Source organism: Paenibacillus tepidiphilus, assembly GCF_008635795.1.
GTDB classification, from domain to species: Bacteria; Bacillota; Bacilli; order Paenibacillales; family Paenibacillaceae; genus Paenibacillus_AQ; species Paenibacillus_AQ tepidiphilus.
The window spans coordinates 87,893-99,514 of record NZ_VWRQ01000012.1 but is presented as its reverse complement, the minus strand read 5'-3'; the positions used below and the strand labels follow the sequence as shown (position 1 = coordinate 99,514).

Below are 11,622 nucleotides of genomic sequence, written 5' to 3'. Positions count from 1 at the left end.
AAATTTCACCTCTTTAGATATTGAAGCATGGACAGCCATTCTTCATTGACCGCTTCTTCGTCGATCAGCAGATCCCCCAGCCAATCCATCGCAAGTCCGTTAATTTCGTCAAACAGCAGCTCCGCCATTGTTCCTGAGGCAGCCGCAAGCTGCTCCACGGCGGACAAGCCAGCTCCGGCCAAAGCCAGCACGGCTTCACGCTGGAGAGGAGAGAGCGCTGCCGCAAAATCGTTCCAGGAAGAATCCTCAGATTCAGCCGCAGGTTGGGCCGCCGCCGATGAAGCGGCTGGAAGGTCAACACTTGCCCTACCGTCTTCAGCGGGATTATCCGCTTCAAGTACCTTCTGGCTGCCTTTATCCCTTGCATCAGCAGACTCAGGCTCGCGGGCTGCAGTTACCGGCCCGGTTGTGAGCCTATAGGCTGTTACATCCTCTGCCTGCTCTCTGATCTTGGCTTCTGTAACATCCTCCGCCTGCTCTCTGCTCTTGGCTTCTGTTACATCCTCTGCCTGCTCTCTGCTCATGGCTTCTGTAACATCCTCTGCCTGCTCTCTGGCCTTGTACTCGATCTCTGCTCCGGCTGAGTCCTCTTCGTCCACCGTCAGCAGCGAGCGGACAATCTCCGAATCGCTCTGCAGCCGCTCCAGCTTCTGCTGGTCAATGACGACTGCGGGGCCCTTCTTCGCCTGTTCAGCCTTGTGGAATTCATTCTTCAGGAAGCGCGTAATCAGCTCCTCCATATCGGCGTCGACCTTGACGTCCTTCAGCCGCCCCCGGAAGCCCAGCAGCTCCCGCAGCTTATTCTCGGTCAGCCGGAACAGCCGGGTCACGAGGCTGCGCAGGGGCGGAGATTTGCTGATACGCACTACGGGCACGAGCACGGAGTAGCCGTACATCGAGATGTCATATACTGCGCTGCGGAACAGGTACCGCTCCCGGGGAACCGCCGGACCGGGCGGAAACATCTCCAGCAGCGTGGAGCCGTGCTTACGCTTCACGTAAGCATCAATCAGGGCCACAACCATAGGGACATACTTCTCCAGAGCTTCCTTGCCATCGCCCAGATAGAACTTTGATTTGCTCATATCATAGTCCGACATCACCGTCAGCACCTCGAAGGTCAGCTGCTCCGGTGTGCCGGAGAGACAGCGCATCAGCTCCAGCTCGGCGAGATCGCCGGCCAGCCCGCGCGAGCGGGCAATGATCAGGGACAAGGGGATATCCAGCTTGTGGACGAAGGAGAAGTCGGCAATCCAGCCGCCCAAATACTGGTCCAGCCGTTTATATTGCTCGCGGTAAGCCTCCCACAGGTCCCACAGCTGGGACAGCCCTTCCTCCGGCTCCTCCCAGCCGACGCCGTTGATCAGCTCATACACATGCAGGAAGATGTAGGAGAGGTCTGTCTTGAGGTAGTTCCCTTGCCTGGCCTCCTCCCGCCAGTAGAAATACCACCGGTTCTGCGCGCCGGTCATATGGCCGTATGTCGGCCAGTAGCTCTTGAACGGTACAAATAATGCCGCCGGCTCCTTATGGCCGGCGAGCTCCCTGGCCCGCACCACGAACTGGCCTTCCGTAGTCGTCACAGGCTCCGTCTTCTCTTCCATATCCCACAGCTGCAGCTGTACCGCAGGCTCGGCAGGCTTCTTCGCGGGCCTAGCAGTTGCCGGCTGCGGCGCCTGGGCCTGATCGTCAGCCCGGGATGGAATCGGCATATTCCGCTCCGTGTCGTCCCAGACCAGCTCCGCGAAATGCGGCTCGCGTCCCTCGTTTCTCACCCTTCATCACTCTCGATTCTTGTTATGAAAAAACGGTTCTGTTCACAAAGTGTGAAGGAACCGTTTCGTAAGCGCTGCATGTTACCCTGAATCTGCTGCTCTATTCACTTCTCTAATCTTATCATTCCCGCAAGAGCCACATCAAGTGGAAATAAGAATTCCTGTTCCCGTCCTCAGGACAGCTCCGTTCCTTTCGTTTCCTTGCCGAGTACCAGCACGGCCAGCGCGCCGATGATGATCGTCACGAAGAAGATCATGAAGATGGAGCCGATCCCGACGGAACGGGCGACGAGCAAGCCGACCATGGATGGGGCCAGAATGCCGCCGATCCGGCCGAATGCCGCAGCCAGGCCTGTCCCGGTAGAGCGCACCGCTGTTGGGTACAGCTCAGGGGTGTAGGCATACATGCCGCCCCAGGCGCCAAGATTGAAGAAGGACAGGCAGATCCCCGCCGCCATCAGCATGCCTTCTGTCGTAGCGTTGCCGAACCAGATGGCGCTCACCGCAGTGAGCAGCAAATAGATGACCAATACGAACTTACGGCCGTATTTCTCAATGAAATACGCTGCCGTGAAATAGCCGGGCAGCTGCGCCAGCGTCATAATGAGCACGTACTCGAAGCTCTTCACCAGACTGAAGCCTTTAAGCACCATTACCGTAGGCAGCCACAAGAACATTCCATAATAAGAGAACACTACCGTAAACCACAGAATCCATAACATAATGGTGGACTTGCGGTGCTCGGACGACCATACGGCCGCCACACGCTTCTTCAGCGATACCGGAGCCTGCTTCACCTGATTGAACCGCGGGGAATCGTCGATCGCCCGCCGCAGATAGAGCGCATAGAGCGCCGGCACCGCGCCGATCAGAAAGGCCGCCCGCCAGCCATAGTCCGGAATGACGAAGTAGGCAATCAGCGCGGAAGCGATCCAGCCGAGCGCCCAGAAGCTCTCCAGCAGCACGACGGCCCGGCCGCGTTCCTTCGCGGGCACGCTTTCCGATACCAGCGTGGAAGCGACCGGCAGCTCACCGCCCAGGCCGAAGCCGGCGACAAAACGCAGCACACACAGCACTGCATATCCCGTGGCGAAGGCCGAGAGGCCGCTTGCTGCCGAGAAGATCAGCAGGGTCCACACAAGCACCGATTTGCGGCCGAATCTGTCAGCCAGCAGGCCCGCCGCAGCGGCGCCCACCGCCATGCCCACGGAATTTAAGCTCGTTAAATATCCGATTTTCTCGGGTCCCAGCTGCCATTCCTTGGCCAGAGCCGCCACCACAAAAGAAATCATCCCCACATCCATGGCGTCGAACATCCAGCTAAGACCTGCACTGAACAGCAGCTTGCGGGATTTCGGCTCACGGAGCAGTGTCATTTGACTCATCTACAAGGCACCTCTTCCTTCAACCCTTAATCTTGCTGGTACAACTTGGGTTTCACTACAACATTCTAAAATTGCAGCGGTTAAAAATCAAGGAATAATGCAGCATGATAATACTGACGGGCCAGCGCCTGACAATAGCAGGCTTGTACCGAGATTGCCGCAATCATCAGCATATTCCGCACAGCCTCAATCTGCGGGCGGGTCAGATGGCCGAGACGCTTCATTAAATTGTCCGCAGCCTCCTTCAGCGAGCTGTCCGTCTGAGCGTAATATGCCTCCAGCGAGCTGAGCTCAGTCCATCCTTGGGTGCGAAGCTCCGGATTTCGCTTGATCTCTTCGAACAGCTCGGCATAGCCGAAGTAGAGCTGCGCCGGTTCCACCAGGTCGTCATCATCGCGCTCCGGTGCAAGGAACAGAATGCGAAACAGCTGGCGGATGCTCTCAAAGTCCAGCGAAGCCTTCAAATCATCGACCATGAACAGCAGCGCCGCCTGATTGAGTGAATATTTTTTGCCGATCCGGGGTGAGCCCAGGTATTCCTTGAAGTCGCGTTTCACCCAGTTCTGCATCGCCGTAGCGGATAAATTGGAGTATTCAATCAGATGGCCCAGTGCGGCAATATCACCAAGGGAAAAGCCTTTGACGTGTCCGCGTTTGATGATTTTATGCAGAACCGGCGGAATGTCTGTAGACAAGAAAGCCGGCAGTGCCCTGCCTTTTTCCACCTCTTCCAGATGGAATTTCGACCAGGCTTCCTGCAGAATCTGCAGCGGATGCTGCCCGGATTTCCCGGTGAGCGCAAGCAGCAGTCCCGACATTTCTTTCCGGCTTAACGTAAAAGTTTCCATGATGGCCTCCCTTCGCCATTTGATCTTTTGACCAAAAGTTCGTACAATAGGTTCATATGAACTCATAATATGAGTATAACCTATTTGAACGACGAGAGGGATGGTAAAGATTTTATGGGTATAGGACTCAGTTTAACGCTTGTGGCAATTCTGATTATTTTAACCGCTTTTTTTGTGGCTTGCGAGTTTGCGATGGTGCGGCTCAGAAGCTCGCTGATCAGTCAAATGGTGCTGGAGGGGCGCAAGAACGCCCTCGCCATTCAGAGGGTTTCGGCCAATCTGGACGGCTACCTGTCGGCCTGTCAGCTGGGGATTACGATTACGGCGCTGGGTATCGGTGCGCTGGCGGAGCCCGCTTTTGAGGAGATGCTGCTTCCATTCTTCGACTGGACCGGGCTTAATCCGAACATTAGCCACCCGCTGGCATTCGCCCTGGCCTTCCTGATCGCGACTTTTCTCCACGTGGTTGTCGGAGAACTTGCACCTAAGACCGCAGCTATCAACATTCCGGAAAAAATCAGTCAGATTACCGCTCCGCTGATCATTTGGTTCTATAAAATTCTTTACCCCCTGATTTGGCTCATGAACGGCTCGGCCAATATGCTAGTCCGCTTGTTCGGAATGAAGCCGGCCAGTGAGCACGGGGATGCGCATTCCGAGGAAGAAATTCGCCTGATCCTGTCTGAAAGCTATGAGAACGGCAAGATCAACAAAGCTGAGTACGGCTATGTGAACCGGATCTTTACCTTTGACGAGATGCTGGCCAAAGAAATTATGGTGCCCCGCACCGACATGATCTGCCTGTTCACCGATCATTCGCTGCAGGAGAATTTCAGCATTATCCGCAAGGAGCAATACACCCGTTTTCCGGTTGCCGACGGCAGCAAGGACAACATTATCGGGATGATCAATACCAAGCAATTGTATCTGCAATATGACAACAACCCTGATTTTGATTTCAAAAAGCTGATCCAGCCGATTCTGACCGTGTCCGAAGTGACGCCTGTGAAGACGCTGCTTACCCGGATGCAGAAGGAACGCGTGCATATTGCTCTCCTGCTCGACGAATACGGCGGGACCTCCGGCCTGATCACGATCGAGGATATTCTGGAAGAAATCGTCGGCGAAATCCGCGACGAGTTCGACGGCGACGAGAGCAAGAATGTGGAGACGCTCGGCGACAATCACTTCATCTTTGACGGCAAGGTATCCCTGCTGGAAGTGAAGCAGCTGACCGGCCTTGATTTCCACGACGACGAGGTTACGACCATCGGGGGCTGGCTGTACAGCCATATGCCGGAGCCGGCGATCGGCAAGAACATGATCCACGACGGCTTTGTCACCCTTACCGTACGGGAGATGAACAAGAACCGCATCCGCAAGGTCGAGGTGTTCATTGACCGGCCACTGAACGATGAGACGGTTGAATTACTTTCGGAATAATAACTTATTATTAATAGAGGCGCTCCCGCGGGAGCGCCTCTTTCATTGATTTTCAGCTCTATGTACCGTGTTGCCTGCAGCCGAACGGGGCCGCCGTCAGTCCGTCTCCAATATCCTGCCCATATAATATTCGTCGACCCATACCCCGTTTACCTTCAGCGATTTCTTCTTGAGACCCTCGATCTCGAAGCCATTCTTCTTATACAGCGCAATTGCCCGCTCATTATGAACCATCACCGTAAGTTCAAGCCGGACCATACCGGTACGCCCCGCCCAGGCGTCCAGCTCACGGAACAGCGCTGCACCAATCCCCATGCTCTGATACCGGCTCAGCACGCCTGTTACCAGATACGCACTATGCCGGATGCGGTTAGCCTTTCCTCCGCCCGCTGACAGGTACCCCGCAAGCTGACCGGCTGACTCCGCTCCGATCAGGAGCGAATTGGGCGAGTCGCGGTATTCGCTGATCATCGTTTCGACTTGCGCAACCGTCCGCTTCCGCTCTCCCGGCTCCAGCAGCATAAACGCAGACTCTTCATCCAGTCTATGCTGCATAGCCAGCAGCTCTGCCGCATCCGCCGGTCCAAGCTCTCTGACTGTAACTTCCATCTTATAAACACCTTCCTTGCTTCCTGTTACATTCGCTTACTGGTGCAGCTTAAGAATCTTGGCGAACAGCTTGCTGCGTCCGCCGTCATAGCCCAGCCGCTCATAGAAGCGGTGGGCCTCCGTCCTGTGCGCATTGCTGGAGAGCATGATCTTCTGCGCGCCGTGTTCGGCGGCTGTCCGCTCCGCATGCCGCATCAGCGCTTCGCCGTAGCCCTGTCCCCGGTGCTGCGGCAGGGTGACAACCCGTTCAATGACGGCAAACGGGCGGTCACCGCACAGCGCATCCATGCATAAATGCAAATGGGCCGTGGCCACCGCCTCGCCGTCTTTGTCATAGATATACAGAAAACTGCCGGGGCTGTCGGCGATCTCGGCTAGCCTGCCCGGAAGCACCTCGATCCCCTCCCGATCCGGCAGCAGAATACGGTACAGGCCTGTTATGGCCTGCGCATCCGCCGCCACCGCTTCTCTGATCATTCCTTGCTCCCCTTCCTGCTTCCTGAACGTCAACATCGGCATATCATCAGGACATTGCCGTCCGGGTCTTTAAAGTTAAACCAGTGGTCATTTTCAATATCCGTGATAATTTCCGCGCCGCAGGCTTTCACATGGTCATAGGCCGCATCGATGTCCTCCGTGTTCAAATGGAAAGCCGGAACCTTCAGCACCGCCTCGGCTGTGTATATTTTACTGTCAAGAACGATGTTCGGGCCCTCCATCGGCAGGACATACAAATGTCCGAACAGGATGTCACCGTCCTGCGGAAGCCCCAGCAAGCTGCAATACCAGTTCTTCGCCTTCTCAATGTCGTTCACCGGAATAAAGATCGCACCAACCTGTGCCAAAATCGGAATTGTCACTGTATAAACCTCCCCATGAAATGGTGAATGCTTCTTGCCCTGTTATCAGTTCGATAAAAAATGCCATTTTCCTCCCCGCCGGCGGAAGCCGGCCGCAAGTTATGCTATAATCTTGAAAGAACATTCAGGAACGACAGGAGAATGAACTTTGGCTAATCTTTCCTTCGGACATGTGAGACTTACACCGCCAAAAATATTGTCGCTCGGCTTCGTGGCACTCATCCTGATCGGGACGGTGCTGCTCTCGCTGCCGGCGGCTTCCACGGGCGAACGGATTTCCGTCATTGACGCCATGTTTATGGCCACCTCTGCGACCTGCGTCACCGGACTGGCCGTTGTCGACACCGGAACCCAGCTGACGGTATTCGGACAGGTTGTCCTGCTGGTGCTGTTCCAGTTTGGAGGACTGGGCTTTGTGACCATGGCGACACTGATTACACTCGTGCTCAACAAACGGATTTCACTGAAGGAGCGTTTGCTGCTGCAGGAGTCCATGAACCAGCATTCCATGCAGGGAATTGTGAAGCTGATCCGCCGGGTGCTAATCTACTCCCTGGTGATCCAGCTGGGCGGCGCCCTGCTGCTGGCAGCCCGCTTTGTATTGGATATGTCCTTAGGTAAGGCGCTGTACTACGGGATTTTTCACAGCATTTCGATCTTTAACAATGCCGGCTTTGATTTGTTCGGCGATATTCACGGCCCGTTCGCCGGGCTGACCCGGTATGTGGAGGACCCGATTGTCAATATTACCTCCATGCTGCTGATATTCCTGGGCGGCATCGGCTTCATTGTGCTCTCGGATGTTCTCGATTACCGGAAGCGCCGGCGCCTTACGCTCCACTCCAAAGTGGTGCTGAGCGCGTCTGCCGCACTGATTGTCGTCGGGGCTGCGCTTTTCTTTGTCCTGGAGCTGTATTCGACGCTTCAGCCGCTGCATCCGGGCGGCAAGGTGATGGCCTCGCTTCTGCAGGCGATAACTCCCCGATCCGGCGGTGTCACCACCATTGATATTACGCTGCTGCGGGAATCGACCCAGTTTCTGCTGATCCTCATGATGTTTATCGGGGCGGCACCAGGCTCAACCGGCGGAGGAATCAAGGTGACGACCTTTGCTGTACTGCTCAGTACAGCCTGGGCCAGAATCCGCGGCAAAGAGGATATCGTCATGTTCCGCAACCGGATCTCCAAAGAGACCGTCTACAGAGCGATTACCATGACCTTGCTGTCCCTGATGCTGGTATCTGTCGCTACAATGCTGTTGTCGGTAACAGAGAGCGCGGATTTCCTGACAGTGCTGTTTGAGGCGGTATCCGCCTTCGGGACATCCGGAATTACCATGGGCCTGACTCCGCACCTCACGACGGCCGGCAAGCTGCTGGTGATTCTCCTGATGTTCGTCGGCCGAACCGGACCGCTCACACTGGCTTATGCCATCAAGCCCAAGAACAACAAAGAGCTGTACCGCCATCCGGAAGGCAATATTACCATTGGCTGAGTCCCCCTATACTGCAAAAATGCGTCCCTGAACGGCGAGTATTCCGCTGCAGGGACGCTTTTTTTCGTATCATTATTCTTCTGTTGCTTTGACCTCGCTGTCCAGCGCCGCATCCAGCAATTCATCGAACAGATCATCATCTGTCTCCAGCAAGGCATCCAGCGCCAGTAACTGCTCCTCACTGCCCGGCTCTTCGGCAAAGCTCAGACTGTAGTCCCAATCTTTACCCTTTTTGCTGAAAAAGGTGATTTCATACCGCGCTTTGTGGTCGCTGTAATGGAATACCGTTCTTCCGATATAATGGTTGTCTTCATCGCGGTTCATCACCGCCTGGACGATCTGCACTCTCATGGCTTGTCCATCCTTTCGTCGCATCAACATTTTCACAAACACAGTATAACACCGATTTTACCGCAAATCCTATGTTTGTCAGGATAATTGACATTTTTCATCCGGCGGTTAATAATTTAATACAATGCTTATACAGTAGAGAATATTAGTAATGGAGGAAAAGTTATGACCCAATTCGAGAACCAGCTTGACCGCTATGCTGAACTGGCGGTAAAGATCGGAATCAACATCCAGCCCGGGCAAATTCTTGTTGTCAGTGCGCCGGTCACTGCCGTGGAATTCGTCCGCCTGATTACGGCTAAAGCTTATTCCGCTGGCGCAAGCCTGGTGAAGGTAAACTGGAGCGACGAAGGCATTACACGCCAGATGTTTGAGCATGCCGCATCCGAAGTGCTCACGAAGGAGCCGACCTGGTTCGCGGGTGAAATGACCGAGCTCGCTGCGAACGGAGCCGCTTTCTTGAGCGTGCTGGCCGATAATCCCGACGCGCTGAAGGGCATCGACCCCGGCCGGATCGCCGCTTACCAGAAGACACGCGGCGCGGCGCTCACCAAGTACCGCGAGTATCAGATGTCCGACAAAGTCAGCTGGAGCGTCATCGCTATTCCGACACAGGCCTGGGCGGATAAGGTGTTCCCTGACCTTCCGGAGGAGCAGCGGATCGATACGCTCTGGGAAGCGATTTTCCATACCGTGCGGCTGGATAGCGAAGACCCGATTGCAGCCTGGCAGACCCATCTGGACACGCTGGAAGCAAAAGCCAATGTGCTGAACACCAAGCAATACAAAAGCCTGCATTACATAGCTCCCGGCACCGACCTGACGATTGAATTGCCGGAGAATCATCTGTGGGCACAGGGCGACAGCATCAATGCCCAGGGTCATACCTTTGTTGCCAACATGCCGACAGAGGAAGTGTTCACCGCACCGCTGAAGACCGGTGTCAACGGCACCGTCCACAGCACCAAGCCGCTCAGCTACGGCGGCAATATCATCGACGACTTCTCCATTACCTTCGAGAACGGCCGTATAACCAGTGTATCCGCCGCCAAGGGACAGGATTCACTGGAGTATCTGATTGGTCTTGATGAAGGCGCCAGGTATCTGGGCGAGGTTGCACTCGTCCCGCATAAATCGCCGATTTCCGAATCCGGTATCCTCTACTTCAACACCTTGTTTGACGAGAATGCCTCCAACCATCTGGCCATCGGCATGGCTTATGCCTTCTGCCTGCAGGGCGGCAAGGACCTGAGCCAGGAGGAGCAGGCTGCGCGCGGACTGAATCAAAGTGTGACTCATGTCGATTTCATGATCGGTTCGGCGGAGATGGATATCCATGGAATTTTGCCGGACGGCACCCGTGAACCTATCTTCCTTAAGGGAAACTGGGCGTTTTAAGCATAAAGAGACCGATTGTGGGAGGAGAAGATTTACATGCTGGATTTCAAGCAAAAGCTGGAGAATTATGCACTGCTGGCGGTTAAGGTCGGGGTTAATATCCAGCCCGGCCAGACGCTTGTCGTCAACGCCGATATAGCGGCGGCTGAACTGGTGCGACTTGTGGTGCGCAAAGCCTATGAAGCCGGTGCGAAGCTGGTTAAGGTCAATTACTCCGATGAATATGTAACCCGGACCCGGTACGATCTGGCCCCGGCCGAGAGCTTCCTGGAGCCGCCGACCTGGCAGGCGAATGAGCTTGAGGACCTGGCGCGCAAGGGTGCCGCGTTCCTGACGATTATTTCTGCAGACCCCGATCTCCTCAAAGGTGTAGAGGCCGGCCGTATAGCCGATCATATGCGTACCGTCAGACAGGCACAAGCCCCGTACCGGGAGATGATGATGTCCAATCAGGTCAGCTGGAGCGGCGTCGCCTTCCCTTCCCCCTCCTGGGCAGCCAAGGTATTCCCCGACGTGGCCCCTGAAGCGCAGGTGGAGCATCTGTGGGATGCGATCTTCAAGGCGGTCCGTGCAGACCTGGAAGACCCGCTTGCCGCCTGGAGCAGCCATCTGGACGGCCTGCGGCAGCGCTGTGAGCTGCTGAATGCCAAGAAATACCGCAAGCTGCATTACACTGCAGCCGGAACGGATTTGACCGTGGAACTGCCGGAAGGCCATATCTGGTGTCAGGCCGGCGCTGTCAACGGTAAGGGTGTGCCGTTCCTCGCCAACATTCCGACCGAGGAAGTCTTCACCGCACCGCTGAAGACCGGCGCGAACGGCAAGGTCAGCAGCACCAAGCCGCTTAGCTACGGCGGGAATATCATTGACCGCTTTACCCTCACGCTGGAGAACGGCAAAGTGACCGATTTCAGCGCCGAGGTCGGCCAGGAGGCACTGTCTTCCCTGGTGGCGATGGACGAAGGCGCTGCTTTCTTTGGTGAAGTTGCCCTGGTTCCTTACCATTCGCCCATTTCAGAAAGCGGCATTCTGTTCTACACAACACTGTTCGACGAGAATGCTTCCTGCCACATCGCGCTGGGCGCAGCCTATGCCTTCACGCTGCAGGACGGCATTCATATGACCCGGGAGCAGCTGGACGCCAAGGGCATGAATCACAGCCTGACCCATGTCGACTTTATGATGGGCTCCGCGGATATGAACATCGACGGAATTACCGATGATGGAACCGCCGAACCGATCTTCCGGAGCGGGGACTGGGCGTAGCCTCCCTTCATTCCCCGTGCACAGCTTCGTTTCGACAACCGCTCTTCCGGTAACGGAATGAGCGGTTGTTTGCGTATCGCAAAGAACTGTTAAAAGAGCTTCTAACAGAAAAGATAACAGCGGCCCTCCGATAACCGGAAAACCGCTGCTCTGTTTAATTTCATATGCAAATTTCTACTTTGGTAGGCTGTC

Annotated in this window: 11 protein-coding genes; 4 read left to right on the top strand and 7 right to left on the bottom strand. The window is 55.5% G+C overall.

The genetic code is table 11. From position 1 onward, the window contains the following. Nucleotides 1-5: 5 nt before the first annotated feature. The 3 genes from F1379_RS16470 to F1379_RS16460 all read right to left on the bottom strand — a co-directional run bounded on the left by F1379_RS16470 (nucleotide 6) and on the right by F1379_RS16460 (nucleotide 4,008). Nucleotides 6-1,775 carry a TerB N-terminal domain-containing protein gene (locus F1379_RS16470; RefSeq protein ID WP_150271721.1) on the bottom strand — a complete coding sequence of 590 codons (1,770 nt, stop codon included), beginning with the start codon at nucleotides 1,773-1,775 and terminating at the stop codon, nucleotides 6-8. A gap of 173 nt (nucleotides 1,776-1,948) precedes the next feature. Next, complete coding sequence (locus F1379_RS16465; RefSeq protein ID WP_150271719.1) at nucleotides 1,949-3,160, bottom strand: MFS transporter; 1,212 nt, start codon at nucleotides 3,158-3,160, stop codon at nucleotides 1,949-1,951. An 80-nt stretch (nucleotides 3,161-3,240) separates the two neighbouring features. Beyond that, the gene (locus F1379_RS16460; protein WP_150271717.1) at nucleotides 3,241-4,008 is read right to left on the bottom strand and encodes a DUF1836 domain-containing protein; all 768 of its coding nucleotides are present in this window, start codon (nucleotides 4,006-4,008) and stop codon (nucleotides 3,241-3,243) included. 114 nt (nucleotides 4,009-4,122) lie between these two features. Here F1379_RS16460 and F1379_RS16455 point away from each other — a divergent pair, with 114 nt between their 5' ends. Continuing rightward, nucleotides 4,123-5,451, top strand: a complete 1,329-nt coding sequence (locus tag F1379_RS16455; RefSeq protein ID WP_150271715.1) for a hemolysin family protein — start codon at nucleotides 4,123-4,125, stop codon at nucleotides 5,449-5,451. A gap of 96 nt (nucleotides 5,452-5,547) precedes the next feature. Here F1379_RS16455 and F1379_RS16450 read toward each other — a convergent pair whose 3' ends face one another. From F1379_RS16450 to F1379_RS16440, 3 genes are read right to left on the bottom strand one after another with little or no spacing between them, the layout of a single operon-like run. Further along, entirely contained in the window at nucleotides 5,548-6,060 is a 513-nt protein-coding gene (locus tag F1379_RS16450) for a GNAT family N-acetyltransferase (protein ID WP_150271713.1), read from the bottom strand. Nucleotides 6,061-6,096: 36 nt separating this feature from the next. Further along, nucleotides 6,097-6,537, bottom strand: a complete 441-nt coding sequence (locus tag F1379_RS16445; RefSeq protein ID WP_150271711.1) for a GNAT family N-acetyltransferase — start codon at nucleotides 6,535-6,537, stop codon at nucleotides 6,097-6,099. A gap of 29 nt (nucleotides 6,538-6,566) precedes the next feature. Then, nucleotides 6,567-6,920, bottom strand: a complete 354-nt coding sequence (locus tag F1379_RS16440) for a VOC family protein (protein WP_150271709.1) — start codon at nucleotides 6,918-6,920, stop codon at nucleotides 6,567-6,569. A 148-nt stretch (nucleotides 6,921-7,068) separates the two neighbouring features. Here F1379_RS16440 and F1379_RS16435 point away from each other — a divergent pair, with 148 nt between their 5' ends. Beyond that, nucleotides 7,069-8,415, top strand: coding sequence for a TrkH family potassium uptake protein (locus tag F1379_RS16435; RefSeq protein ID WP_150271707.1), 1,347 nt, complete (start codon nucleotides 7,069-7,071; stop codon nucleotides 8,413-8,415). Between the two features lie 72 nt (nucleotides 8,416-8,487). Here F1379_RS16435 and F1379_RS16430 read toward each other — a convergent pair whose 3' ends face one another. Next, nucleotides 8,488-8,766 (bottom strand): hypothetical protein, encoded by a 279-nt coding sequence (locus F1379_RS16430; protein WP_150271705.1) that lies wholly within the window; start codon nucleotides 8,764-8,766, stop codon nucleotides 8,488-8,490. Nucleotides 8,767-8,931: 165 nt separating this feature from the next. On the opposite strand from F1379_RS16430, the gene F1379_RS16425 reads away from it, so the two are divergent. Both F1379_RS16425 and F1379_RS16420 read left to right on the top strand, forming a co-directional pair. Next, nucleotides 8,932-10,164: an aminopeptidase gene (locus F1379_RS16425; RefSeq protein WP_150271702.1), complete on the top strand. Its 1,233-nt coding sequence runs from the start codon at nucleotides 8,932-8,934 to the stop codon at nucleotides 10,162-10,164. A 36-nt stretch (nucleotides 10,165-10,200) separates the two neighbouring features. Beyond that, entirely contained in the window at nucleotides 10,201-11,430 is a 1,230-nt protein-coding gene (locus tag F1379_RS16420; protein ID WP_150271700.1) for an aminopeptidase, read from the top strand. Nucleotides 11,431-11,622: the final 192 nt, after the last annotated feature.